Source organism: Phaeobacter italicus (genome assembly GCF_019801785.1).
Taxonomy (GTDB): Bacteria; Pseudomonadota; Alphaproteobacteria; order Rhodobacterales; family Rhodobacteraceae; genus Phaeobacter; species Phaeobacter italicus.
This window is the reverse complement of sequence record NZ_JAHVIJ010000001.1, coordinates 51853-78639: the sequence shown is the minus strand read 5'-3', so window position 1 is coordinate 78639 and position 26787 is coordinate 51853. Positions and strand designations below refer to the sequence as shown.

Annotated in this window: 22 protein-coding genes; 6 read left to right on the top strand and 16 right to left on the bottom strand. The window is 62.7% G+C overall.

What is annotated here, in order from left to right; genetic code table 11:
- Positions 1 to 27: 27 nt before the first annotated feature.
- Positions 28 to 2196: a DEAD/DEAH box helicase gene (locus tag KUV39_RS00380; RefSeq protein ID WP_244998184.1), complete on the bottom strand. Its 2169-nt coding sequence runs from the start codon at positions 2194 to 2196 to the stop codon at positions 28 to 30.
- A gap of 474 nt (positions 2197 to 2670) precedes the next feature.
- On the opposite strand from KUV39_RS00380, the gene cobS reads away from it, so the two are divergent.
- From cobS to KUV39_RS00350, 6 genes are all read left to right on the top strand, one after another.
- Entirely contained in the window at positions 2671 to 3657 is a 987-nt protein-coding gene (cobS, locus tag KUV39_RS00375; protein ID WP_037302492.1) for a cobaltochelatase subunit CobS, read from the top strand.
- A gap of 5 nt (positions 3658 to 3662) precedes the next feature.
- Positions 3663 to 4202: an NYN domain-containing protein gene (locus KUV39_RS00370; RefSeq protein ID WP_222458638.1), complete on the top strand. Its 540-nt coding sequence runs from the start codon at positions 3663 to 3665 to the stop codon at positions 4200 to 4202.
- A complete protein-coding gene (gene cobT / locus KUV39_RS00365) occupies positions 4202 to 6079 on the top strand; it encodes a cobaltochelatase subunit CobT (RefSeq protein ID WP_222458637.1) in 1878 nt (625 codons plus the stop codon). The genes KUV39_RS00370 and cobT overlap by 1 nt, the downstream gene beginning before the upstream one ends.
- A gap of 11 nt (positions 6080 to 6090) precedes the next feature.
- Entirely contained in the window at positions 6091 to 6741 is a 651-nt protein-coding gene (locus KUV39_RS00360; protein WP_209034995.1) for a 2-hydroxychromene-2-carboxylate isomerase, read from the top strand.
- A 74-nt stretch (positions 6742 to 6815) separates the two neighbouring features.
- Positions 6816 to 8618: an aminopeptidase P family protein gene (locus KUV39_RS00355; RefSeq protein ID WP_222458636.1), complete on the top strand. Its 1803-nt coding sequence runs from the start codon at positions 6816 to 6818 to the stop codon at positions 8616 to 8618.
- A gap of 60 nt (positions 8619 to 8678) precedes the next feature.
- Complete coding sequence (locus KUV39_RS00350) at positions 8679 to 9020, top strand: DUF427 domain-containing protein (protein WP_008561217.1); 342 nt, start codon at positions 8679 to 8681, stop codon at positions 9018 to 9020.
- A gap of 398 nt (positions 9021 to 9418) precedes the next feature.
- Here KUV39_RS00350 and KUV39_RS00345 read toward each other — a convergent pair whose 3' ends face one another.
- From KUV39_RS00345 to ftsW, 15 genes are all read right to left on the bottom strand, one after another.
- On the bottom strand, positions 9419 to 9610 hold the full coding sequence (locus KUV39_RS00345; RefSeq protein ID WP_046209953.1) for a hypothetical protein: 192 nt from the start codon (positions 9608 to 9610) through the stop codon (positions 9419 to 9421).
- 213 nt (positions 9611 to 9823) lie between these two features.
- Entirely contained in the window at positions 9824 to 11515 is a 1692-nt protein-coding gene (locus KUV39_RS00340; RefSeq protein ID WP_008561942.1) for a chloride channel protein, read from the bottom strand.
- A gap of 147 nt (positions 11516 to 11662) precedes the next feature.
- On the bottom strand, positions 11663 to 13309 hold the full coding sequence (gene recN, locus KUV39_RS00335) for a DNA repair protein RecN (RefSeq protein WP_222458635.1): 1647 nt from the start codon (positions 13307 to 13309) through the stop codon (positions 11663 to 11665).
- A 27-nt stretch (positions 13310 to 13336) separates the two neighbouring features.
- Positions 13337 to 14185 carry an outer membrane protein assembly factor BamD gene (locus KUV39_RS00330; RefSeq protein ID WP_008559478.1) on the bottom strand — a complete coding sequence of 283 codons (849 nt, stop codon included), beginning with the start codon at positions 14183 to 14185 and terminating at the stop codon, positions 13337 to 13339.
- Positions 14186 to 14491: 306 nt separating this feature from the next.
- On the bottom strand, positions 14492 to 15427 hold the full coding sequence (gene lpxC, locus KUV39_RS00325) for a UDP-3-O-acyl-N-acetylglucosamine deacetylase (RefSeq protein WP_037302493.1): 936 nt from the start codon (positions 15425 to 15427) through the stop codon (positions 14492 to 14494).
- A 212-nt stretch (positions 15428 to 15639) separates the two neighbouring features.
- Positions 15640 to 17436 carry a cell division protein FtsZ gene (gene ftsZ, locus KUV39_RS00320; RefSeq protein WP_222458634.1) on the bottom strand — a complete coding sequence of 599 codons (1797 nt, stop codon included), beginning with the start codon at positions 17434 to 17436 and terminating at the stop codon, positions 15640 to 15642.
- Between the two features lie 437 nt (positions 17437 to 17873).
- Positions 17874 to 19208 carry a cell division protein FtsA gene (ftsA, locus tag KUV39_RS00315; protein WP_008559582.1) on the bottom strand — a complete coding sequence of 445 codons (1335 nt, stop codon included), beginning with the start codon at positions 19206 to 19208 and terminating at the stop codon, positions 17874 to 17876.
- 2 nt (positions 19209 to 19210) lie between these two features.
- The gene (locus KUV39_RS00310) at positions 19211 to 20104 is read right to left on the bottom strand and encodes a cell division protein FtsQ/DivIB (RefSeq protein WP_222458633.1); all 894 of its coding nucleotides are present in this window, start codon (positions 20102 to 20104) and stop codon (positions 19211 to 19213) included.
- Complete coding sequence (locus KUV39_RS00305) at positions 20092 to 21012, bottom strand: D-alanine--D-alanine ligase (RefSeq protein ID WP_037302893.1); 921 nt, start codon at positions 21010 to 21012, stop codon at positions 20092 to 20094. Before KUV39_RS00305 ends, KUV39_RS00310 begins: the two co-directional genes overlap by 13 nt.
- Positions 21013 to 21295: 283 nt before the next feature.
- Entirely contained in the window at positions 21296 to 22219 is a 924-nt protein-coding gene (murB, locus tag KUV39_RS00300; RefSeq protein WP_008559834.1) for a UDP-N-acetylmuramate dehydrogenase, read from the bottom strand.
- 139 nt (positions 22220 to 22358) lie between these two features.
- Positions 22359 to 22610, bottom strand: a complete 252-nt coding sequence (locus tag KUV39_RS00295) for a DUF2484 family protein (RefSeq protein WP_008561553.1) — start codon at positions 22608 to 22610, stop codon at positions 22359 to 22361.
- The gene (locus KUV39_RS00290) at positions 22607 to 22861 is read right to left on the bottom strand and encodes a DUF2484 family protein (RefSeq protein ID WP_046209946.1); all 255 of its coding nucleotides are present in this window, start codon (positions 22859 to 22861) and stop codon (positions 22607 to 22609) included. The genes KUV39_RS00295 and KUV39_RS00290 overlap by 4 nt, the downstream gene beginning before the upstream one ends.
- A 76-nt stretch (positions 22862 to 22937) precedes the next feature.
- Positions 22938 to 24335 (bottom strand): UDP-N-acetylmuramate--L-alanine ligase, encoded by a 1398-nt coding sequence (gene murC / locus KUV39_RS00285; protein ID WP_008560671.1) that lies wholly within the window; start codon positions 24333 to 24335, stop codon positions 22938 to 22940.
- Positions 24332 to 25429 carry a UDP-N-acetylglucosamine--N-acetylmuramyl-(pentapeptide) pyrophosphoryl-undecaprenol N-acetylglucosamine transferase gene (locus tag KUV39_RS00280; RefSeq protein WP_222458632.1) on the bottom strand — a complete coding sequence of 366 codons (1098 nt, stop codon included), beginning with the start codon at positions 25427 to 25429 and terminating at the stop codon, positions 24332 to 24334. Before KUV39_RS00280 ends, murC begins: the two co-directional genes overlap by 4 nt.
- A 129-nt stretch (positions 25430 to 25558) precedes the next feature.
- The gene (ftsW, locus tag KUV39_RS00275; RefSeq protein WP_037302495.1) at positions 25559 to 26728 is read right to left on the bottom strand and encodes a putative lipid II flippase FtsW; all 1170 of its coding nucleotides are present in this window, start codon (positions 26726 to 26728) and stop codon (positions 25559 to 25561) included.
- Positions 26729 to 26787 lie beyond the last annotated feature (59 nt).

Genomic DNA, 26787 nt, shown 5'->3' with positions numbered 1-26787 from the left:
GATATGCGCCCTGATCTCAGCGGATCATCAGCCTTTGCGCATCGGGCGGGCATTGCCGCCTGCCTTGCCAGCGGCAGCTGCACGGGCCTTGTTCTTCTTGCTGTTGGGCTTGCCTTTCGGGGGCGGAGGGCCCTTGCGACCGGATTTTGACGGGTTGGACCAATCGGCTTTGGGCTTGCCTGCAGGCTTCGCCGCACCAAAACCGGCAGGTTTGTCACCACGATCGGACGCGCCACGCGCCTTGACCGTTGCCTTGCCGCCCTCGCCGGTGCGTTTTGGCTTGTCGAACTTCGGCTTGTCGCCCCAGCTCTTGTCGCCCCGTGGCTTGTCACCGCGCGGTTTGTCGAACTTGGGCTTGTCACCCCAGCTTTTGTCACCTCGCGGCTTGTCGCCCCAGGAATTCTCTCCACGGGGCTTGTCGAAACGCGGCTTGTCATCGCGCGGCCGGTCCTCACGGGGGCGGTCCTCGCGGTTTTTGTCAAAACGCGGCTTGTCCCCATAAGGTTTGCGATCCCCGCGATCATCGCGATCACGCGGGCCACGGCGTTCGCCACGCTGCCCGTCACGTTGACCATCCCGGCCACCGCCCTGCGGGCGCGGGCCCTTGGGCAGGTCGGGCGCCTTGTCCAGACGAGTGACCGAAGCCCCCTCTTCCAGACCTTCGTGCTTGACCGCGCCCCAGAATGCATCCGCACTGGCTTCGCGCACTTCCACATAGCTCTGGTCGAACTGAACCCGGATGGCACCGATGTCGTCCTTGGTCAGGCCACCGGCGTTGCACAGCGCAGGCAGCAGACGGCGCGGTTCCGCACCAGCCTTGCGACCACCGCTGACCGAGAACCATACCGACGGGCCAAACGGGGCCCGTTCCTGACGCTCACGACGGTCTGCCTGCGGATCGCTCAGCTCTTCGGGCGCGCTGTGGCGCTGGTGGAACAGACGCAGATAGGCCACCGCCAGCTGCTCCGGCGCAAAGCGTTCCAGCAGTTCTGCCACCGCCGGTGCCTCGCCTTCACTGACTGCATCGCTCCAGGCAGGATCTGCCAGCAGGCGTTCAAAATCACGCGCCCGCACCTGATCGGCGCTTGGGGCCGGTGTGGTTTCTGCGGTGATCTTGGCAGAGCGCAGCAGACGCAGCGCCTTGCCTTTTGCCTTGGGCGGCACGATCAGCGCGCTGACACCCTGACGGCCCGCACGGCCAGTCCGGCCAGAGCGGTGCAAAAGCGTTTCATGGCTCGACGGAAGATCGGCATGGATCACCAGATCCAGCTTGGGCAGGTCGATCCCGCGCGCCGCCACATCGGTCGCGACACAGACACGGGCCCGGCCATCACGCAAAGACTGCAGCGCGTTGGAGCGTTCGGATTGGGTCAGCTCACCCGAAAGCGCCACAACCGAAAAGCCACGGTTGCTCAGACGGGTGGTCAGACGGTTTACCACGGCGCGTGTGTTGCAGAACACGATCGCATTGGGTGCTTCGTGATAGCGCAGCAAGTTGATGATGGCGTTTTCGGTATCGCGCTGAGCAACTGCCAGCATCTGATATTCGATGTCGGCGTGCTGGGAGGCCTCCGCCAGCGTTTTGATCCGCTGGTGATCCTTCAGATAGGTCTCTGCCAGACGCGCAATTCCGGCCGGAACGGTGGCCGAGAACATGAGCGTACGGCGATCTTCGGGGGATTCACCAAGGATGAACTCCAGATCCTCGCGAAAGCCCAGATCAAGCATTTCGTCGGCTTCATCCAGAACCACGGCACGCACCTGCGACAGATCGATAGAGCCGCGGTTGATGTGGTCGCGCAGGCGACCCGGTGTGGCCACGACGATATGGGCGCCACGTTCCAGGGCCCGGCGCTCGTCGCGCATATCCATACCGCCAACGGTCGATACCACATGGGCACCAGCTTCGGCATAGAGCCAGCCCAGCTCGCGCTTGACCTGCAGCGCCAGCTCGCGGGTCGGCGCAATCACCAGCGCCAGCGGCAAGGTTGCGCGGTCAAGGGTTTCGGCGTCCCCCAGAAGGGTCGGCGCCATGGCAAGACCAAAGCCCACGGTCTTGCCCGATCCGGTCTGCGCCGAGACCAGGAGATCAGAGTTTTCCAGTTCGGGCGCGGTCACGGCCTGCTGCACCGGTGTCAATTGCTCGTAGCCGCGCGCCTGAAGCGCTTGTTCGAGTGCTGTTTTCAAGATTTTCATTTCGCTTGCTGCGGGGCGCGCCACCTTGGCCACGCCGATATCGGGAATGTCCCCGACTGCGCAGGAACGCGGATGTCCTCATCCAAAGGCCGCCAGATATCGGCTTTGCACTGTTTTGTACAGTATTCATTTGTGCCAGAGCGGCGCTGACCTGCCCGCCCCGCGCAACCCCGCTATGCGACGCACCCCCCAAGGCAGCCCCGACCCAAGGGCATCATGGCCCCGCCACACGGCCAAAAACGACAGCGCACCCCGGCGATCCGTCACCGCCCCACAGGGCACGCAATACCGTCAGGAACGTAGCGCAAAATGACACGAGACCAGCCCCGATAAGGCCAGTTTGATCACAAACGTCACGACAGATGGTCAAACCCGCCCTCACCTCTTGCGATTGCGGTCAGGATCGGGCACCAATCCCCCCGATTGCCCAAGGTCAGCCGACCCGGAGGCGAATGAGGATAAGGATCGAATGTAATGACCGACGGCATGCTGGATATGAACGCGAAACCGACCGAGAGCATCTCGGTGCGCGATGTGTTCGGGATTGACACGGACATGACCATCAAGGGCTTCGCCGAAGGCTCTGACCGCGTGCCCGCTCTGGACCCGACCTACAAATTCGACCCCGACACCACGCTCGCGATCCTCGCAGGCTTCAGCCACAACCGTCGCGTCATGATCCAGGGCTACCACGGCACCGGCAAATCGACCCACATCGAACAGGTCGCCGCCCGCCTGAACTGGCCCTCCGTGCGCGTGAACCTCGACAGCCACATCTCCCGGATCGACCTGATCGGCAAGGACGCGATCAAGCTGCGCGACGGCAAGCAGGTGACTGAGTTCCACGAGGGCATCCTGCCCTGGGCGCTGCGCAACCCGGTTGCGATCGTGTTTGACGAATACGATGCAGGCCGCGCCGACGTGATGTTCGTGATCCAGCGTGTTCTGGAACACGACGGCAAGCTGACGCTTCTGGACCAGAACGAGATCATCACCCCGAACCCGTTCTTCCGCCTGTTTGCAACGGCGAACACCGTTGGTCTGGGCGACACCACTGGCCTCTATCACGGCACCCAGCAGATCAACCAGGCCCAGATGGACCGCTGGTCGCTGGTCTCGACCCTGAACTACCTGAGCCACGACGCCGAGGCCGCGATCATTCTGTCGAAGGCACCGCATTACAACACCGCCGAGGGCCGCAAGACCATCAGCCAGATGGTGACCGTCGCCGATCTGACCCGCACCGCCTTCATGAACGGCGACCTGTCGACCGTGATGTCGCCGCGGACCGTGATCAACTGGGCCCAGAACGCTGAGATCTTCCGCAATGTGGGCTATGCCTTCCGCCTGTCGTTCCTGAACAAATGCGACGAGCTGGAGCGCCAGACCGTGGCCGAGTTCTACCAGCGCTGCTTTGACGAAGAGCTGCCGGAAAGCGCGGCAAACGTGAGCCTGGGGTGACAACAATGGCTGACTGGATTTACGTAGATAATTCAAATGTGTTCATCGAAGGAAAACGCGTGTCAGCCGTGAATAAGGGGCTCGCTTTGGACGTCTATGACGCCATGGAGAACCGTATTGTCGATAATGATTGGCGTCTTAGTTTCGGAAAACTCTACAGTTTCGTTGCTGGAGACGACAAAGCTCAAACTGCACGCGCCATGCTCTTTGGCTCGCGTCCTCCTGAGAATGACGACATATGGAACATTGCCCGTAATGCAGGGTTCGAAGTCATAACCCATGACCGAAATCGCGCAAACAAAGAGAAGAAAATAGATACTGGTATTGTTGCTGCGCTTACAAGAGACGCTTATCGGAATGCCACTGAGGGCGATACTTTCACGCTGGTATCGGGCGACGGTGATTACGTTCCAGCGGTGGAACAATTGATTGCTGATGGGTTTGTCGTAAATGTGGTATTTTGGGATCACGCATCAAAAGAGCTTGTTGATGCGTGCTCTAATTTCACATCTCTGAACCAACACCTAGACTTGATTTGCATCTGATGCACAAGAAAAACGACAACCCCGCCGATCCGTTCAAGAAGGCGCTGGCCGAAGCCACCAAGGTGATGGCCGACGATTCTGAACTGAACGTGTCCTACTCCGTCGATCCGGCGGGGCTGTCGGGCGATTCCATGCGCCTGCCGCAGGTGACACGCCGGATGACGCGCGAAGAGGTTCTGCTGGCCCGCGGCACCGCCGATGCGCTGGCGCTGCGGCACAAATACCACGATGCCGGGCTGCACGCGCGCTACGCCCCGCAGGGCGACATGGCACGTGACCTCTACGAGGCGCTGGAGTCGGCGCGTTGCGAAGCCGTCGGCGCCCGCCACATGCCCGGCACCGCATCAAATATCGACGTCAAGATCCAGAACGAGGCCCTGCGCAAGGGCTATGACCAGATCACCTCCTCCGCAGAGGCCCCGCTGGCCGTTTCCGCAGGCTACCTGATCCGCCATCTGGCGACCGGCCGCCCGATGCCCGATGCAGCCGCCAACGTCATGGAACTGTGGCGCGGGTTCATCGAACAGCAGGCAGGCGACACGCTCGCCAATCTTGACGAAACCATCGAAGATCAGGCGGCATTTGCCAAATTCGCGCGTCAGGTCATCACCGATCTGGGCTATGGCGACCAGCTGGGCGACGACCCGGACCAGCTCGACGATGAGCAGGACAGCGACGCCGAACAACAGCCCGAAGCCGAAGAGCAGCCCGACAGCGAAGGTCAGGACCAGTCCGACGAAGAAGAGGCCGACGCCACCCCGGAACAGAGCCAGGAACAACAGCAGGACGAAAGTCAGGCGCAGGTCTCCATGGACGACATGGCGGATGACGAATTCGCCGAAGAAACCGAAATGCCCGATGGCGAGGCTCCGCTTGATCCGCCCCCGCCCCCTGCCGCGTCAGAGGCAGATCCCGACTACAAGGTCTTCCTCGACACCCATGACGAGGAAATCGCAGCCGAAGATCTGGCTGAACCCGCCGAACTGGAACGCCTGCGCGCCTATCTCGACCAGCAGCTGGAACCGCTCAAGGGCGCGGTGTCGCGGCTGGCCAACAAATTGCAGCGCCGCCTGCAGGCGCAACAGAACCGCTCTTGGGAATTCGACCTGGAGGAAGGCATTCTGGACGCAGGGCGTCTTGCCCGCGTGGTCGCCAACCCGACCACCCCCCTGTCCTTCAAGCGTGAAAAAGACACCGAATTCCGCGACACCGTGGTGACGCTGCTTCTGGACAATTCCGGCTCGATGCGCGGCCGTCCGATTTCGATCGCCGCGATCTGCGCCGACGTTCTGGCCCGCACGCTGGAACGCTGCAACGTCAAGGTCGAGATCCTCGGCTTCACCACCCGCGCCTGGAAGGGCGGGCTGGCTCGCGAAGCCTGGCTGAACGAAGGTCGCCCGCAACAGCCCGGTCGTCTCAACGACCTGCGCCATATCATCTACAAAGGGGCCGACGCCCCCATGCGCCGCACCCGTGCCAATCTCGGGCTGATGATGAAGGAAGGGCTGTTGAAGGAAAACATCGACGGCGAGGCGCTGGAATGGGCCCACCGCCGGATGATCGCGCGGCAAGAGGCCCGCAAGATCCTGATGGTGATTTCCGATGGCGCCCCGGTCGATGACAGCACCCTGTCGGTCAACCCCGCCAACTATCTGGAAAAACACCTGCGTGATGTGATCGCCATGGTAGAGCGGCGCAAACAGGTCGAACTGCTTGCAATCGGCATCGGCCATGACGTGACGCGCTACTACGACCGCGCGGTGACCATCACCGATGTGGAACAGCTGGCGGGCGCAATGACCGAACAGCTCGCCGCGCTGTTTGACAGTGACCCTCGCGCCCGTGCCCGCGTGATGGGTATGCGAAAAGTCGGCTGACCGGATCGCGCATGGGGCAGCACAGGATCGAGTATTTTTATTCCACGCATTCCGCCTATGCCTATCTCGGCTCGCGGCGGCTTGCGCAGATCTGTGCCGCTCACGACTGCCAGCTGATCCACCGCCCATTCCTGTTGTCCCCCGTGGTGGAACAGGCCGGCGGTCAGCCCTTCGCCGCGCGCAGCCAGGCCCATGTGGATTATTTCTTTGGCCGCGAGATCGAACGCTGGGCCGCCTATCGCGGCGTGCCGATCATCGACTATCGCCCCACCCATCACGACAACCCGCTGACGCTGTCCAGTGGCATGGTGATCGTCGCGGCCCGGCTGGGCCTGGATGTGGACGCACTGGCCCATGCCCTGCTACAGGCGCATTGGCGCGATGACATCGACCTCATGAACCCCGCACAGCTGGAAACCGCCGCGCGCGCGGCCGGGCTGGATCCTGCGCCGCTGCTTGCTGGGGCGATGGATGGGGATGTTCAGGCCGAACTGCAGGCCAATACCGACGCCGCACTGCGGCTCCACCTCTTCGGGTCGCCCACCTATGTGTTGGACGGCGATCCATATTATGGGCAGGATCATCTGGACCTGCTGGAGCACGCGCTGCACCAGCCTTTCCCCCAGCCTGCCTTTCAAAACCCGTCGGTCAACGACGCCTGATTTTCACGGGTTGCGCCTGACCTGCCTTCGCGGTTCTCTGGCGCGACCCAAACGCGCTCGCAAAGGAGGCCCCCATGTATCAGTCATTCGACGTGACCGCCCGCCCAGAGCAAGGCCCCCCGCGGCTCGCCGCGCTGCGCGCCGAGCTGGCGCAGGACGGGCTGGATGGTTTCCTGATCCCCCGCGCCGACGCCCACCAAGGCGAATATGTCGCCCCACGCGATGAGCGTCTCGCCTGGCTCACGGGCTTTACCGGATCTGCGGGCTTTTGCGCCGCCCTGAGGGACATCGCGGGGGTCTTCATCGACGGGCGGTATCGGACCCAGGTGAAACAGCAGGTCGCCGCCGACTACACCCCGGTGCCCTGGCCCGATGTCCAACTTGCCGACTGGTTGAAAGACCAGCTGCCCCAGGGCGGGCGGATTGCCTATGACCCCTGGCTGCACGCCACCAGCCAGATCCAGAGCCTTGAAAAACAGCTCAGCCCACATGGCTTTGCCTTTGTGCAGACCGACAATCTGGTGGACCGCATCTGGCAGGACCAACCCGCCCCCCCGATGCAACCCGCCTTTGCCCACCCCCTTGAATACGCGGGCACCGCTGCTGCGGACAAGATCGCCACATTGGCCCAGGATCTGCGCGATCTGGGACAAAGCGCTGCCGTCATCACGCTACCGGACAGCATCATGTGGCTCCTCAATATCCGGGGCAGCGACATTGCCCACAACCCGGTCGCCCACGGGTTTGCGATCCTGCATGCCGAGGGGCGTGTCGATCTGTTCATGGCCAAAGCCAAGCTGGACGGGCTCGCAGATCATTTGGGCGCACAGGTCACCTGCCACGCCCCTGCTGACTTCCTGACCCATGTTGCCGCACTGGCAAAGCCCGCAGATGCCAAGGTTGGCGCAGATCTCACCACCCTGCCCCAGATCGTCGCTGACCAGCTTGGGCAGGCGCTGGTGGGCTCTGGCGATCCCTGCGCCCTGCCCAAGGCCCGCAAATGCGCCGCTGAAATCGACGGCAGCGCGGCCGCGCACCTGCGGGATGGGGCCGCCGTTGTGGAAACGCTCGCCTGGCTTGATGCGCAGGCACCCGGCACCATCAGCGAAATCGACGTCGTCAAACACCTCGAAGCGGAGCGCGCCAAGGATCCAAGCCTGCGCGACATCAGCTTTGACACCATCTCCGGCACCGGCCCCAACGGCGCCATCATGCACTACCGCGTCAGCGAGGAGAGCAACGCAACACTGGAAGACGGCCACCTGCTGGTGCTCGACAGCGGTGGTCAATATCTGGACGGCACCACCGACATCACCCGCACCATCGCCATCGGCACCCCACCGCAAGAGGCCCGCGAGGCCTATACCCGCGTTCTGCAGGGCATGATTGCAATGTCCCGCCTGATCTGGCCCAAGGGGCTGGCAGGCCGCGACATCGAGGCCGTTGGCCGCATGCCGCTGTGGCTTGCCGGGCAGGACTTCAACCACGGTCTCGGCCACGGAGTCGGCGCGTTTCTCAGCGTGCACGAAGGCCCCCAGCGCCTGAGCCGTGTCAGCCATGTGCCGCTCGAAGAGGGCATGATCCTGTCCAACGAACCCGGGTATTACCGCGAAGGGGCCTTTGGCATCCGGCTGGAAAATCTGGTGGTCGTCAGCCCAGCAGCAAATCAGCCCACATCCGATCCGGAACGTGATATGCTGGCCTGGCGCACGCTCACCTTCGCACCGCTTGACCGCCGTCTCATCGTGACAGAGATGCTCAGCCGTGACGAACGCGACTGGCTTGACAGCTACCACGCCGATGTGGCCGCGAAAATCGGACCCAACGTAACAAAGGCCGCAAAGGTCTGGCTGGATGCCGCTACGGCACCACTGTGATACCGCATTGTTACAACACACTAAGATAATGACCGTACGAACGACGTGAAGGAAGTACCCATGACAAAGATCCAAATTCGCAAAGCTCCCGGCCGCTGGGTCGTCCGCTCTGGCGGCGCCGTGCTGGGTGAAAGCAACAATGCGCTTGAGCTGAGCGAAGGCGATCTGCCACCGGTCATCTACTTCCCGCGCGAAGATGTGGCTTTTGCCCTGCTCGACCAGAGCGACAAGACCACCCATTGTCCGCACAAGGGCGACGCCACCTATTATTCCATTGTGAACCTGTCCTCTGTCACGCCCGACGCGGTCTGGAGCTACGAGGACCCAAAGGAAGAGGTCGCCGCGATCAAGGGCCATCTCGCCTTTGTCACCAGCGAAAGCGTCAAGGTGGAACAGATCTGAGCCCTCCCCGGCCCAGACAGTGCAGCAGTCAGAGACAGGCGCCCTCGTGGCGCCTTTTTCATTGGCTGAATGAAACCCGCCGTCCCTGCATCAGTGATGCACCGACTGTCCGGGACAGACCGCAGCAATAGGGTGCCGCCCGCAGGTCGGCATAGTCATGAGGGTAGAGTCATGGCGATGCAGGAGTCGCCTCCCGCACGGGTCAGGCAGGCCAACCCGGAGAGGAGACGGATCAGCGCCCGTCAAGTGGCTGTGAGAGTTCGGCAAAACCTTGCCACAGACCATGTCGCGACACCGGCAGATCCCTGCCAGTCAGTCGAATTCGATTTTCTCGGGGCCCTGTAAATTAAAACTCATTCAAAAACGGGTGGAAACACCCGATACACACACAGTCCCGATCAGCTCAGAATGGTCCGGCACAGATGGCGGCGCGCGGTCTCGATCGACTCGCCCGTCCCGAACATCTGCGCATCGCTGGCACTCTGCATGACGTAATTGATCAACGCCTCAAAGGATGCCCGCTCTTTTTCCTGCTCACTTGCCTTCGTCATGTACTCAACCTCTTGCGGGTTGATGTCATCGATTTGCATGTTGTCACTTCCGAAGAATGATCACTATTTGCCTAGTGTTAACCATATTTTCGTGAAGCGCGCGTGAAAGGTTAACAAAACCTTTTGAAAACGGTCGGTCCGTTTCAGAAATACCACATATTTCAACTCAGCTTTGACGGGTAAAGCGGTGTTTTCACTGCATGTTTGGAAGATACACAGGGTTTTCCACAGAAAACGCCATTTAATTGGGCTTTAACTGTGCTCTTCCGCAGCCGCCGCCGCCAGCGCCCGGTTGTAGGCTTTGAGCGAATCAATGTGGTAAAGGGCGCCGATCAACTCCGGCGGATTTTCGCTGTCCCCCTCCTCGGTCATCACCGGCAAGAACGCGATATCCGCCCGATCAAAGATCGGCATCGCCGCCTCAAGCGAGGCAGAGGCACGAATCAACAGCCCCTGCTCCAGCAGTGCTTCACACTCTTCGCGGCTTGCGCAGCGCGGATCGCCCATCGGCCGCATCACCCCGCCCGCCCGCAACAGCGACAGCAGATAGGCCTGTGGCCCCGCCGCACAGTGAATGTTGCGCCGCTCCAGCTGGGTCAGGAAAAAGGACCGGTCCACAATGCGCGAGGCCAGCGCAGTGGACATCGACACCGCCACCATCACCGCCAGACCGATCTGCCAGTCCCCTGTCAGCTCGAACACGATCAGCGTGGTGGAAATCGGCGCGCCCAGAACCGCCGCCGCAACCGCCCCCATACCCGCAAAGGCATAAAGCGTATGGGTGCCGGACACATCCGGCAGCACCGCCGTCGCAATCAGCCCAAAGGCAAGCCCGGTCAGCGCACCGACCATCAGCGACGGGGAAAACACCCCTCCCCCCATGCGCCCGCCCATGGTGATCGCAACAGCCGCCGTCTTGACCATTGCAAACAGGATCGTCTGATGCAGCACCAGCGCACCGGTCAACGCCAGAACGGTGGTTTCATACCCAACCCCGATGATATGCGGATACCAGACCGCAATGACGCCCAACAACAGGCCAGACGCCGCCGGGCGCAGCCAGCGTGGCAGCCCCAGCCGGTCCTGCAGGGCCGTGCCCAGCTGGTCGGCAAAAAAGATCGACCGCATCAACACCACCGCGACCAGACCGCAGATCAGCCCCAACATCAAAAAGGCAGGCAGCTCTACATAGAACTGCAGCGCGCCGGGGGTGATCAGATCGAACTCGGTCACATCACCGTACTCCAGCCGGTTGATGACGGTTCCCGCAACCGAAGCAATGACAATCGGCGCAAAGGCATGGACGGCAAAGTGGCGCAACACCACCTCCAGCGCGAACAGCGCGCCTGCAATCGGCGCGTTAAAGCTGGCGGACACCGCCGCCGCAACCGCGCAGCCCAACAGGTCCCGCCCGGTGATTCCGTCGGCCTTGATCTTGTCACTGACCCAGGTAGAGATCACGCCCGCCATATGAACGACCGGCCCCTCCCGCCCGGTCGACCCGCCGGTGCTCAGCGTCAGAAAGGACGCAATGGCCGAGGCAATGCCAGCCCGTTTCTCTACCCGCCCTTCGCCAAGGGCCGCGCCTTCGATCACATCGGCAACCGAACGCACCCGCCCGTCAGGGGTGAAGCGATGCAGGATCACCCCCACCACCAAGCCACCCAGGGTCGGAATCAGGACCAGCCAGTACCACGGCATGTCCTGTGCAAAACTGTGCAGGAAATTGACATCCTCAGCGCCGTAGACCCAGGCCTGAAACGCAGTGATGCCCTTGCGAAAGAACAGCGCCGCAAACCCGGCAGCAACCCCGATCATCAGCGCGATCAGCCAGAACTGAAACTGCCCCGGACCGCGATGGCGCAACACCCGCCAGGCATCCCGCATCTCGGCAACTGCCTGCGTCGCATGGGCCGAGATAAAGGAGCGGAGTGTCTGTCGCATTTGGCCGTCTGTCCTGGTGTCAGTCTTTCTGTCTCAAGGCATTAGTAACCGCCAGGACGTTAATCCAGCGTCAAATTCCGCCCGCGCTTTCTGTCAAAGCGACAGCTGACGCAGTTGTGTGACGTGCCTGCCATGACCGGACGGGGCTTAGCCCGCCAATAGCGCCTTGGCCGCCGCGCGCGCCTCTGGGGTGATGGTATCGCCCGACACCATCCGGGCCAGTTCATCCACCCGCTCCGCGTCGTCCAGCGGAACGACCTGAGACAGGGTCTGCCCGTCAACAACCTGTTTCTGCACCCGCCAGTGATGCGCCCCCTGTGCAGCAACCTGCGGGGAATGGGTGACGACCAGAACCTGCCCGCCTTCGGCCAGCGCCTTCAGGCGACGGCCAACCGCATCAGCAGTGGCACCACCGACCCCGCGATCGATCTCATCAAAGATCATGGTCTGATTGCCGGTCTCGCCACGCAGGCAGACCTTCAACGCCAACAGAAAACGGCTCAGCTCACCGCCAGAGGCGATCTTGTTCAGCGGACCCGCAGGCGCGCCGGGGTTTGTCGCGACGGTAAAGGCCACGCCATCCTTGCCCTCGGGACCGGGCTCTGCCGGGCTGACGAGGGTTTCGAAAACCGCACGCTCCATCTTGAGCGGGGCAAGCTCTGCCATCACCGCGCCGTCAAGCGCAGCCGCACTTTCGCGCCGGGCCGCCGACAGCTGTTCAGCAGCGGCATCATAGGCCGCTTCGGCCTGTGCCAGCGCCGCCTCGCGATCTGCCAGATCCTGATCGCCCGCATCCACCGCTGCCAGCTTCTGGCGCAGCGTGTCGGCATAATCCCCCAGATCATCTGCAATGACGTCATGCTTGCGCGCCAGCGCCCGGATCGCAAACAACCGCTCCTCGCAGTCTTCCAGATCACCGGGGTTGAACTCCAGCCCATCCAAAAGCCGCGACACGCCATCCTGCGCCTCGCCCAGCTCGATCATCGCCCGCCCCAGCGCCGCCAGCGGCGAATCCAGCGCGCTTTCGGCCTGATCGGCAACACCCTCCAGCCAGCGCTGCGCATCGCCAAGGGCGCTTTCCGCCCCATCGGACAGGATCGCATGGGCGCGCTGAATGTCGCCACGAATGCGCTCGGCGGCCTGCATTTCGCGGCGACGCTGATCCAGCGCCGCGTCCTCGCCGGGCTGAGGGTCCAGCGCGTCCAGTTCCGCAACCGCATGGCGCAGAAACTCTTCTTCGGCGCGGATCGCCTCAAGCGCGCTGCGGGTTTCCTCAACCGCCTTGCGGGCCCGGCTGGCCGTGGTCCAGCGCTCACGCACTGTCGCCAGAAGATCCGCAAGATTGGCAAACTCGTCCAGCATCGCGCGATGGCCGCGCGGGTTCAGCAGGCCGCGATCATCATGCTGGCCATGCAGTTCCAATAGCGTCTCAGACAGCGCCCGCAGCACCTCGCCCGAACAGCGGCGATCATTGACCCAGGCTGTCTTGCGCCCCTCCGCGGTGTTTACCCGCCGCAACAGCAGCGTCTCGCCGCCCGGCAGGCCTGCCTCGGCAAGAACCGCATGGGCCGGATGATCCGGGGCCAGATCGAACTCTGCCATCACCTCGCCCTGCTTGGCGCCCTGACGGACCAGTTCGGCCCGCCCGCGCCAGCCCAGCACAAAGCCAAGCGAATCCAGCAGGATCGATTTGCCCGCCCCGGTTTCCCCGGTGAGCACGTTCAGACCCGGCTGAAAATTCAGTTCAAGGTGATCAATGATCAGGATATCGCGGATATCAAGCGCGCGCAGCATGGCCCGGCCTCATTGCGGAAGTGGCACTTAGAGCCACTCCCCCTTGATGGACTGACGGTAGATCTGGCTCAGCCAGTTGTTGCCGACATCGCGCATTTTCAGCCCGTTTTGCGTCAGCAGCTTAAAGCTGTCCTCGTACCATTCGGTCGATTGATAGTTATGGCCCAGGATCGCGCCTGCGGTCTGTGCCTCATTGACCAGCCCCAGCGACAGATAGGCCTCTACCAGACGGTGCAGCGCTTCGGCGGTGTGGGTGGTGGTCTGGAAATCCTCAACCACGACACGGAAGCGATTCACCGCAGAGGTATAGTGCCCCTTGCGCAGGTAGTAGCGGCCGATTTCCATCTCCTTGCCTGCCAGATGGTCAAAGGCGAGATCGAATTTCAGGATCGCGGAGTTGGCGTATTCGCTGTCCGGGTAAACCTCGATCACGGTGCGCAGCGACTGCAGCGCCTGGAAGGTCAGCCCCTGATCGCGGCCCACCTCATCGATCTGGTCATAGTAGCTCAGCGCAAGAAGATACTGCGCATAGGCGGCATCTTCCTCGGTTGGGTAGAAATCGATGTACCGCTGCGCGGCTGCGCGGCTTTCCTCGTAGTCGCGGCCCAGATGATAGGCATAGGCCTGCATGATCAACGCCTGCTTGGCCCAGGAGGAATAGGGATAAAGGCGCTCGATCTCTGCAAAGTAGAAGGCCGCATCCTTGGTCCGGTTGCGCTCCATCTCGAATTCGCCGCGTTCATAAATCTGCTCGGGTGTGAACCCTTCCAGCGGTTGCGCACTTTTTGCTGCGCCGCCGTCCCCACCACAGCCCGAAAGAGCCGCAATCAGAAGAAACGCGCCGATGGTTTTGGCTGCCGCCCCCATGCCGATCATGATCGCCTAACCTCACCGTCTTTTGCTTACGGGTGTGAACCCCGGTTACGCCCGGTCTAGCACATTCATTTGACGGGCAAAACGGCTTTAACCGTCTCCCGACCCACTTGGCAGAGAAAGCGCGGCGGGGTCAAGGGGACAGAGATCACAGCCATACGCTGTATGTGACCCTGTGCCCCTAAACCAAAACAACCGCGCGGCATCTGCCACACGGTCGTTGATCTGTCGTGATCGTGACTTTGGGTCACGGTGTCGGTAATTCGGGCGTCAGGCCCCCCAGCCGACGCCCTCTGCTCGATACCCCGATCAGGCGACGCGGCGCGTCTCTGTCGGAATTTCTGCCCAGACCAACCCCTGCCCCGGCAGGCGGGCGGTCATGATCGGGTCACAGGACACCTTGCGCAGCGCACCCGGTGTTGCAAAGGCCGCGCGCAGTAGCGTGTTGGTCAGCGAGTGACCCGCGCGGTCCCCGATGTAGTGGCCAAAGATCGGGCCACCTGCCAGCGCCAGATCCCCCAGCGCATCCAGCATTTTATGGCGCACAGGCTCGTCGCTGTGACGCAGCCCCTGGCCGCTTTCGACCACGGGACCATCAAAGACGATCGCGTTCTCGCCCGGCACACCGCCGAGGGCCAGACCGTTGGCCTGCATGGTTTCCACATCGGCGCGGCGGCAGAAGGTGCGGCAATCGCAAAGTTCCCGCGCAAAGGTGCCGTTGCGCATGTCCAGCGTGCGGCTTTGGCGGCCAATCGCGGCCTCGTCAAAATCAATGTGGAACTCGATGATCAGACGGTTGCTCGGCATCAGGGTGGCGGTTGCCCCCTCATGGCTGACAGTGACCGGTTTCATCACCTGCAGCGCGGTGACAGGCGCGCCCAGACGCTGGATGCCCTGCTGCATGATGCCGCGCACGAAATGCGCCGAAGAGCCATCCATGATCGGAACTTCCGGACCGTCGATTTCGATCAGGGCGTTGTGGATACCACAGCCCGCCAGTGCGGCCATGATGTGTTCAACGGTGGACACAGAGGCACCAGAGGTGTTCACCAGACGGGTGCACAGCGCGGTACGCTCCACCAGATCCCAGCGGGCGGGAACCAGTGTGTCGCCAAGCGAAATATCGGTGCGGCGGAAACAGATACCGTGATCGGCAGATGCAGGCTTCAGAATCATGCGGACAGGTTTGCCGGAGTGCAGTCCGACCCCGTCAAATGTCACTGATGCTTTAAGCGTGTTCTGCACGGTGTGCCTCGTTTCGTATGGTCCGACCTCACAGGGTCGTGTTGCGAAACAGAGGTAAGGTGTCGGCCCGAAAGGCTCAACTCAATCTTTGTAACGGAATGAAACATGACTGAAACAGATAGGCGAAAGACTGCCAACTCCAGGTTAACAGACAGTAAACAAAACAAAAAAGGCCGCCATTTGGCGACCTTTTCTGATGTCTTGTGATCCGCTTAGTTGGCCTGGCGGCGCAGGAAGGCGGGAATTTCGATGCGCTCCTGCTCCGGATCGGCCTGACGCTGCTGCGGTTGCGGCGCGGCGGCGGCCTGCTGGCCATGACCGTGCTGGGCAACCTGCGGCTGCGGCGCAGGCGGCTGCTGGCGGGCGGCGCCCTGATTGTCCGCGGCACTACCAGTCATGCGGTGGATCAGAGAGTTCAGGCCAAAGCGGCGCTGTTCCTGACCGGATGCGGCAGGCTGTTGAACCTGCTGTTGCTGCTGCTGCACCTGAGGCTGCGGGGCCGGAGCGGGCTGCGGCGCGCGCGGCTGCACGGCGTCGATCGACGGGCGCTGCTGCATCTGCTGCTGAACCGGCTGCTGTTGCTGCACCGGCTGGTGCTGCGGGGCCTGCGGCTGGGCGCGCTGTGCAGCGGCCTGCAGACGCACGATCGCCTCGGGCGACGGCGTGCCGGGAGCAGGCGCCTTGGGGGCCACAAAGGCTTCTGCCGGGTTGTTCACCGCAGCGTCTGCCTGCGGCTGGAAATCCGGAACCCCGTTGCCCTGATAGGCCGGTGCAGGCAGGCCGTCGGCGCCCATGTTGTCGTGGGATTCTTCGACAACCTCGTCATATTGCCCATCAGCGGCCTGTGCAGCGCTGTTGAACTCAGAAAACAGCGAAGGCTCTTCTTGTGCGGGGGCTGCGGCAACCTCGGCTGCGGGCTGTTCGACAGGCGTGTTCAGCTCCAGCGGAGCCGCAGCAGCGGCGCGGTTTTCTTCAACGCTGACAGTCTGTTTCAGCGGTGCAGACATCGGGCGACGCGGCACCGGGATATCGGTCTGAACGTCAACAGCATCGATGCCGGTAGCCACGACGGACACGCGCATCTTGCCTTCCATCTCGGTGTCGAGGGTCGAACCGACGATGATGTTTGCGTTCGGGTCCACCTCTTCGCGGATGCGGTTGGCGGCTTCGTCCAGCTCGAACAGGGTCAGGTCGTGGGCGCCGGTGATGTTGATGAGAACACCCTTCGCACCCTTCAGGCTGATTTCGTCCAGGAGCGGGTTCGCGATCGCCTTCTCGGCGGCCTGAACTGCGCGATCTTCGCCTTCGGCCTCGCCTGTGCCCATCATCGCCTTGCCCATCTCGTCCATCACGGCGCGAACATCGGCAAAGTCGAGGTTGATGAGACCCGGACGCACCATCAGGTCGGTGACACCTTTTACGCCCTGATACAGAACGTCATCCGCCATCGAGAAGGCTTCGGTGAAGGTGGTTTTTTCGTTGGCCAGACGGAACAGGTTCTGGTTCGGAATGATGATCAGCGTATCAACGACCTTTTGCAGGGCTTCGACACCCTCCTCGGCCTGACGCATCCGCTTGTTGCCTTCAAACTGAAACGGCTTGGTCACAACGCCGACGGTCAGCACGCCAAGCTCACGGGCGGCCTGCGCGATGATCGGAGCTGCACCGGTCCCGGTGCCGCCACCCATGCCGGCGGTGATAAAGCACATATGCGCGCCGGCCAGATGGTCGACGATCTGTTCGATGCTTTCTTCTGCGGCGGCGGAGCCAACAGAGGGACGCGCGCCCGCACCCAGACCTTCGGTCACTTTGATCCCCAGCTGCACGCGGCTCTTGGCAGAGCTCTGCTGCAGGGCCTGCGCGTCTGTGTTGGCAACGACAAAGTCGACACCATCCAGCTGCTTCTCGATCATGTTATTGACAGCGTTGCCGCCCGCACCGCCGACGCCAAACACGGTAATCCGGGGCTTCAGCTCGTCCTGGCCGGGCATCGAAAGGTTCAAGGTCATGCTCGTTCCGCCTGTGTTTATCAGCCCTCCCGCAAGGGCCTATTCCTGTCCTAATCCGCTCCAATCCTACCGCGCAGCACGAGTCGCGTCATCCCAAAAAGCGTCAAAATCCACAAAATCTGGACACATGAGCGCCCAAATTCGCGGTATTTCGCCGATAATGGCAAATCTTGCGGAAGCGACAGCCAGTGACCACAACACAGCGTTTGCGCCCAAGGGCTTCTGCCACTTGAGTCTGCCGTTTCTATCGGATCTGGCTGGCCACTGCTCGGCCTGCGTGCGCCGCGTGGAGCGGTCGTTACCACAACATTAACGCGGCAAGAATCCGCTGTCACCCGCGAAACGGAAGCGCGGGGGAAGTTTTTCGTTAACATCTGCTTAATTTTCTGCCTGACCGCCCATCGGCGGCAGGGCAAGGCGGCGCGGCCCCGGGCCGGTTACCAGTTGTCCCGGAACCACTTCACCGCGCGTCGCAGGGTGCCGCTGGCGTTGCGATCCACCGGCATCTCGAAATCCCACCACTCATCCTGCGGATGGGCGGCAAACAGGCTCAGCCCCACCGCCGAGGCAAACCCCGGACCGGTGGCCGACTGCGGCAGGCCGTGAACACGCAGCGGACGACCCAGACGAACCTGCTGCCCCAGAATGCGGCTCGCCAACCCATCCAGCCCCATGATCTGGCTGGAGCCCCCTGTCAGCACGATCTGCTGGCTTGGCAGGCTGTCAAATCCGGCGGCATCAAGCCGGGCGCGCACCTCTTCCAGGATCTCCTCGACCCGCGGACGCATGATGCCGATCAGTTCCGCCCGGCTGACGGTGCGGCGGTCATGCTCCCAATCGCCGGTATCGGCGTGGATGTCGATCATCTCGCGATCATCTGCACCAGTGGCATGAACCCCGCCATGAAAGGTCTTGATCCGCTCGGCGTTGGCCGTCGGCACGCCGAGCCCCATGGAAATGTCGCTGGTGATGTGATCGCCACCCATGCGCACCGCATCGGCATAGATCATGTGCTTTTTCATGAAGACAGAGATCGAGGTCGACCCGCCGCCCATGTCGATGCACGCAGCGCCCAGCTCCTGCTCGTCCTCGACCAGCGCCGAAAAGCCCGATGCATAGGCCGAAGAGGCAATCCCTGCCAGTTCCAGATCACAGCGCTGGATGCAGCGCACAAGGTTCTGCACCGTCGAGGCATCGACTGTCAGCATGTGCATATCCACCGCCAGCGTCTGCCCCATCTGCCCGCGCGGATCACTAAGCCCGGAGCGGTTGTCGAGCGCGAAATTCACTGGCTGGGCATGCAGCACTTCTCGACCCGCGCCATATTCCGGCACCTCACAGGCGGCCAGCACACGGGCGATTTCATTTTCGGTCACGACCTGCCCTTCCAGATCGACCAGCGCGTCCAGCCCGTAAGAGCGCGGATTGGCCCCGGAGAAACAGGCAATGACGTGATCGACCCGCACCTCGGCCATCTTCTGCGCCGCCTGCACGGCGGTACGGATGGCGCGTTCGGTTTCCTGCATGGCGGTGATCTCGCCAAACTGAACTCCGCGCGACCGCGTGGTGGCCGCGCCGATCACCCGAAACCCCGACTGCCCCGCAAGCGAGCCGATAGAGTTGTCCTCGCTCAGCCGCCCCGTGCCGTCAAAGCGCAGCACCAGACAGGCGATCTTGGAGCTGCCCACGTCAAGAATGGCCACGACACCGCGCTGCATCGCCTGACGTCGCATCTGCCGCATGGCGCGCTGGGATTGATAAAGATCAGTCATGATTACTGCCCACCTGCATTCAACTGACGAATCCGCCACCAATCCTCGACGGCGGCCTGGGTCATGCGAACCGTCGGGCGCGCAGCCAGCCGCATATCCACGGCTGCCACATCCCGCTCCAACAGATCGCGCACTTCGCTGACGGCGATGACCCGCTCCAGGGCGGGCACCGGTTTTTTCGACGGCAGCATGATCCGCTGCCCCCGGTCCAGAACCAGATCCCAGCGCCGCTCTCCGATCCGCACCAGCCCGCGAATACGCGGCCCCAGCGGCTTGGCCACCGCAAAGAGGCGCAGCGCCTCTTCGATCGCCATATCCGCGCCCTCACCCGCCACCAAAGGCAGGTTGGGATGCAGATTGCGCGCACCCAGTTCTGCAACATGCACGCCAGTGTCATCCAGCAGCGCAAGCCCCTCGCGGCTGCGCCACACAACGGCTGGCGTGCGCTCTTCGACGGTCACTTGCAACACCCCGCCCGGACGGATGCGCACATCTGCGCTCTCTACCGGGTCAAGCCCGGTGATCTCGTCGCGGATCTGGGTCAGGTCCAGATCAAAAGAGCTGACAGGAAAATCAATCGGCACGACCTCGCGGATGTCTTCCGACACGCTGGCGCCTGCGCCGTCGATGGCCATTACATTGACCATGAACTCGGGCCGTTCCTCGATCGAGGCGCGAATGTCATTGACCAGCACCTGAAGCTGATCGCGCCGCCCCTCATCTGCCATAAAGGCCGCTCCGGCCACAAAGACCAGGCAGAACGGAATGCCGAACCGCACGCCAAAGCGGATCCCCGGCGTCAGCATCCAGCGCTGGAACCGATAGGTCAGCCGCGATGGCGCCGGATCAGCGCGCCCGCTGCGGGGTTTGGTGAATCGCTCAATCAGCGCCCGCATGACGCATCCTCAACCATCCACGCGCAAAGCTGGCCAAAACTCATGCCGCAATGGGCCGCCTGTTCCGGCGCAAGCGACGTGGGCGTCATGCCCGGCTGGGTGTTGGTTTCCAGCAGGATCAGCCCGTCCTTGCCACGGCTTTCGTCCCAGCGAAAATCGGTCCGGCTCACCCCGCGGCACCCCAGCGCATCATGGGCGCGCACCGCGTAATCCAGACACAGCTGAAAAATCTCGTCCGGCAGATCCGCAGGCAACACATGCCGCGAGCCACCGGGTTTGTACTTGGCGTCGAAGTCATACCATCCGTCAGTGAGGATATCCGTCACCGTCAGCGCCTTGCCGTCCACAACCGTGGTGGTCAGCTCACGACCCGGCGCATAGGTTTCCACCATCACCTCATCCGGCATGTCCTCAGACAGCTGCGGCGGCGTATTGGCGGCCTCCTGTACGATATAGATCCCGACGCTGGAGCCTTCGTTGTTGGGTTTCACGACATAGGGCGGCGCCATCACATGGGCCGCAGAGACGTCGGATTTGGCGAAAAGCCCGCTGTCCACGACCGGCAGGCCGGCTGCGCGAAACGCTTCTTTCGAGCGCTGTTTGTCCATCGCCAGCGCCGAGGCCAGAACACCGGAATGCGTGTAGGGAATCGCAAGCCATTCCAGCAGCCCCTGCACACACCCATCTTCGCCCCAGCGGCCATGCAGCGCGTTGAAGACGACATCCGGGCGATCCGCAGCAAGCTGCGCCGCAAGATCCGGACCCGCGTCCAGCTCTGTGACCTGATACCCCTCATCCCGCAGTGCGGCAGCGCATTCGCGCCCTGTGGAAAGTGACACCTCGCGCTCAGCCGAGGGGCCGCCCATCAATACCGCCACTTTCGGGAGTGTCCTGCTCGACTCACTCACGACAAGCGCCTCAAATTTCCGGGGCTTCACGCCCCTTGTTGTTCCGGCCTGAAATGGCCCGATATGCGCAGGTTGGCCCTGCATTGGTCGTGCGAAGCGTGACAGCCCGCAATGGCTCCGGATCCGGTGGTGCCTCACACCATATTAACGACAAATTCGTTACCGGCCCGTTAACATTGCCTTTACCAAGATCGCGCTTTTCCGCTTCGATCCGCCATTGCGTTTCACCCGGTGGCGGGCCTGACTTCAAGGGGAAAGCCTTAAAAATCAGGTCATTTATCGTTTATTCGGAAAGCGGATCCCCCACCCGCATGATTTCCCACTCTAGCGTTATGCCAGAATTGGCGTAAACCTCTTTTCGCACTTCTTCGCCCAATCCCTCAAGATCTGCGGCAGTTGCGCCACCGGCGTTAATCATAAAGTTGGAGTGCTTCTCGCTCATCTGCGCGCCTCCGCGACGGGCTCCGCGCATGCCGGCATCATCGATGACCTTCCAGGCCTTGAGATCATGCACATCATCCGCCCGCCCGGTTGAGGAAAACCCGGCCGGATTGCGAAAGGTCGACCCGGCAGAGCGTTCCTTCGTGGGCTGGGTGGCGTCCCGTTTGGCGAGCTGATCTTCCATCCGGGCATGAAGCGCCGCAGGCTCGCCCAGGGGGCCGCGCAATTTGGCCGACACAAGGACCGCGCCCTCCGCCAGATCGCTTTGACGATAGGCAAAATTCAGGGCCTCCGGCCCCAGCTCTACCACCTCTCCCGTCCGCAAAACCACGGTGGCCGACTGGAACACATCCGCCACATAACTGCCGTAGCAGCCGGCATTCATGCGCACCGCCCCCCCGACAGAGCCGGGAATGGTGCGCAGAAACGTCAGATCAACCCCGGCATCGGCGGCCTTGCGCGCGACATGGGCATCCAGCGCAGCCGCACCCGCAGTGACCGTGTCGCCATCGATCTCGATTGAATTGAACCCCCGGCCCAGCCGCACGACAACCGCCCGCAGCCCGCCATCGCGCACGATCAGGTTCGACCCGACCCCCATGGGAAACACCTGAACCGACGGTTCACAGGCCCGCATGAAATGCGAGAGATCTTCGATATCGGCAGGCTGAAACAGATAATCCGCAGGTCCGCCCACGCGCAGCCAGGTCAAATCCGCCAGCGCCCGATTGGGTGTAAGCCTGCCACGCAGCCCGTCGATATCCATAGATCCCGTCCCGTCTTGTCGTCCGTCAAAATCACCACGCGGACGCAGCTGCGTCCTGATGTGTGCCCTGCCTCTACTCTGGAATCAGCGCCGCCGACAATGGTCTCGCCATCGCGCAGGCCCGCGATCCAGCCGCGTCTCAGCCGCCGTTCAGCTGGCGACGCAGCCAGCGGCCCAGATAGATCACCGGCCAGCGCAGAACAGACATGCCCGCAAACAGCACACCCAGCCCCCACCACGGCCCGTTTTCATAGGTCACATAGCCCAGCAGCGGGATGCCAAGGGCGATCAGCACATAGGCGCGCGACCAGTGATTGTCGCGGCTTGGGATCATCGCCAGAACATTGGCGGCAACCACCCAGACACAGGCAAGGATCAGCGATGGCGTCATTTGCGGGCCTCCGCGCCGTGGCGCTGGCGCAGCCGACCAAGCGCATGCAGGATCGGACGGCGGAACATCGACACCAGGGCAAAGACACCAAACCCCGCAGCAATCGCCCCGTGGTCACGCCCCAGCAAGACAATCAGCACAGGTGCCGCAATCAGCAACGCCAGCCCCGGCGCAATCTGCCAGCGCATCGGCAACGCCGCCACGCCGCAGGCCAGCAGAACCCAGATGGCCGCAGCGGACACACTCAGCATGGGCACGCCCCCGCCTTTGGGGTCACACCCACCGCCACAAGGGGCAAGGCAGGATATGCCTGCAGCCGCGCCACCCTCAGCCCTTCAACCGCTCTGGCAGGGCATTGGCCCAGGTGCTGATGGTGCCCGCACCAAGGCAGACAACCATGTCACCGGGACGGGCCTGTTCGCGCACCAGACGCTCCAGATCCGGCTCATCCAGCAAGGCGCGGGCGTGGCGATGGCCGTGGCGGATCAGACCGGCCACCAGATCATCGCGCCCCGCGCCCTCGATCGGGTCTTCGCCCGCGGCAAAGACTTCGGCAATCGCCACCACATCCGCCTCGTTGAAGCAGCCGCAGAAATCATCAAACAGGCTCGACAGGCGCGAATAGCGGTGCGGCTGATGCACCGCGATCACCCGCCCGTCACAGGCCTGACGCGCGGCCTTCAGAACGGCGGCAATCTCGACCGGGTGGTGACCGTAGTCATCAATGATGGTGACGCCATCCACCTCGCCCACCTTGGTAAAGCGACGGTTGACCCCGCCAAAGGCCGCAAGGGCTGCGCGAATTTCAGAGCTGTTCATCCCCAGATGGCGGGCAACCGCCACCGCCGACAGCGCGTTAGAGACGTTGTGATCCCCCGGCATCGGCAGCGTGCAGCCTTCGATCACGCGATCCTCGGCCTGCAGCTGAATGTCGAAATGGGCCACGCCCGCCTTGTAGGTCAGGTTGACCGCCCGCACATCGGCCTGGGTGTTGAAACCATAGGTCACGACGCGGCGGTCGGTGATCCGGCCCACCAGCGCCTGCACTTCCGGGTGATCGGTGCAGCACACGGCAATGCCGTAGAACGGAATATTCGAGACAAACTCGTAAAAGCCATTGCGCAGCGTGTCGAAATCGCCCCAGTGCTCCATGTGCTCGGGGTCGATGTTGGTGACAACGGCAATGGTCGCAGGCAGGCGGTTGAATGTGCCGTCGCTTTCGTCGGCCTCCACCACCATCCATTCCCCCTGCCCCATCCGCGCGTTGGAGCCATAGGCGTGAATGATGCCGCCATTCACGATGGTCGGATCGAAATGCCCTGCCACCATCAGCTCTGCCATCATCGTGGTGGTGGTGGTCTTGCCGTGGGTGCCTGCGATGGCAATGTTGGATTTCAGGCGCATCAGCTCGGCCAGCATCTCTGCGCGCCGTACCACCGGCAGGCCCCGGTTCCGGGCTTCATCCAGTTCGGGATTGCCCGGTTTGATCGCCGACGAGATCACGACAACCGCCGCATCCTCAAGGTTCTCTGCCCGCTGCCCGACAAAGATCTGCGCCCCCAGCTTTTCCAGCCGGCTGGTGATCTTGGAGGCCTTCAGGTCGGACCCTTGCACGACATAACCCAGATTAAGCAGCACTTCGGCAATGCCGGACATGCCGATACCGCCGATGCCGACGAAATGGATCGGGCCGACGTCACCGGGGAGTTTGGTTGCAGGGGTCATGTGTTTCCTTCCTCGGACAGCTTTTCCACCATCGCCACCAAACGCTCGGTTGCGTCCGGGATACCAGTCTGCAGGGCGGCATTGGCCATCTGCGTGGCAGCGGTGGGGTTACTCAGAACTGCGCTGATTTGCTCTGACAGGGCCGAAACGTCAAGGGCGCTTTCCGGGATCAGCACCGCAGCGCCCGCATCCACCAACCCGCGCGCGTTGGCGCTCTGGTGGTCTCCTGCCGCCGCAGCAAACGGGATCAGGATCGACGGGCGGCCGATCACGGCAATATCCGCAACCGAAGACGCCCCCGACCGCGAGATCACCAGCTGCGCCTCGGACATGCGGGCAGGCACATCGGTAAAGAACGGCTGCACATCGGCGCTGATGCCGTGATCTGCATAGAACTGGGTGACGCGCGCGCCGTCTTCATCGCGCGCCTGATGGGAAATGCGCAGGCGGCTGCGCAGCGCCTCCGGCAGCGCCGCGATTGCGCCGGGCACCATATCCGACAGGATACGCGCGCCCTGACTGCCGCCCATCACCAGAATCGACATCGGATAATCCCCCGGCGGGATATAGCCAGCGCCGGCACGTTCCAGCACGGCCGCGCGCACCGGATTGCCCACATGAACGCCCTGGGCCCCGTCGGGCAGGTCCGTTGGCCAGACACCACACGCCACCTGCGCCACCCGCGGCGCAAACAGCTGGTTCACCCGGCCCAGGACACCGTTTTGTTCGTGGATCATGCGCGGCAGCTTCAACAGGGCTGCCGCCCCCAGCGCCGGGATCGACGGATAGCCGCCAAAGCCCACAACGACATCGGGCCGGTCGCGCCGCATCTGCATCGCCATCCGGGTCACGCCTGCCGCAATCTTGGGACCAACCATCGCCTTGGCCAAAAGCCCACCACGGGCAAATGTGGCCGAGGGCACTTCGGTGATTTCCGTGGTATGGGGATAGCCGCCGGTGTAGCGCGCGCCGCGCGCATCCGTTGACAGTTTCACCCGCCAGCCACGTCTCAGCATCGCCTCAGCAAGGGCCTGTGCAGGAAACATATGGCCACCGGTCCCCCCAGCAGCCATCAAGAGCAATTTCTGTGCCATCGTCCCGTGTTGTCTTTCTTTTACCTGCTGTTGCTGCTGTGCCCGGCTCAGCACCGGTCAGCGCCTGATCTGTCTCCGCGAGAGACCGCCGCGCCCCACCCGGGGGGCAGCCGCGTCCCTGTCGCCTGTTCATCCCCGCCCACGGCCGTTCAGATAGTCTGCAATCTCGCCCTGCGGGCGTGATCGGGAAAACGCCAGCAGCATGCCGACCGCAATGCCACCTGCAATCAACGAGGATCCCCCGTAGCTGACAAACGGCAGCGTCATTCCCTTGGCAGGCAAAAGCCGCACGGCAACGCCCATGTTGATCATCGCCTGAACCCCAAAGGTGCAGACCAAACCAGTGCCCGCAAGACGGATGAACGTGTCCCGTTCGCGCATCAGACGAAACAGCGAGCGCGCGACAACAGTGGCGTAGAGCAGGATCAAGATCACCACGAGCACAAGCCCGTATTCCTCGGCCGCGACCGCGATGATGAAATCGGTGTGGGCATCAGGCAGTGACCATTTCACCTGACCTTCGCCAACACCAACCCCAAACAGCCCGCCTTCGCGGATGGCGTTGGTGGCATAGCCCATCTGGGTGGTGGGATCGATTTCAGGGTTCAGGAACCCGTCGATGCGGCGGGCAAAATGCTCCGAGCTGTTGTAGGCCAGAATGCCGCCCAGCACGACGACCACCGCCATCGCCACCAGCAACAGCATCGGCGCACCGGCGACGAAATACATCACGCCCCAGCCAAACAGCACCAGACAGGCCTGACCGAAATCGGGCTGCATGACCAGCATCAGCACCACGGTCATGCACAGACCAAAGGACATCAACGTGCCCGGCGGGCCGTTGATCTGCTGGCTGGCCGCAATCATCCAGGCCGCAACCACGATGAAGCCCGGCTTCAGGAACTCCGAAGGCTGCAGCGAGGCAAACCCAAGGGAATACCAGCGCACCGCGCCCTTGCCGAAATCAGTGCCAAAAACCGGCAGCAGGGCCAGCGCCACAAAGGCGCAGATAAAGCCCACGACCGCCAGCCGCCGCACCAGCGTGGGCGACATCATCGAGGTGATGATCATCGCCGCAAGCGCCGTCAGCCCAAAGACCATCTGGCGCTGCACATAATGGAAGTTGCCGAACCCGTTGCGCTCTGCCAGCGGGACAGAGGCCGCAAGCCCCAACAAGAGCCCGATGACAAACAGCATCAGAATGCTGGACATCGTCCACTTGTCCAAAGTCCGCCACCACTTGGGTAGGATTGGCTCGCCCGATTGTACGGGGAGCGCGCCATAGACCATCTCAGTCATGGAAAAACCGCCACTATCTGCCTCGTCGCCCGTCCCGTTTTCGGGATCGTTAGGCAAAC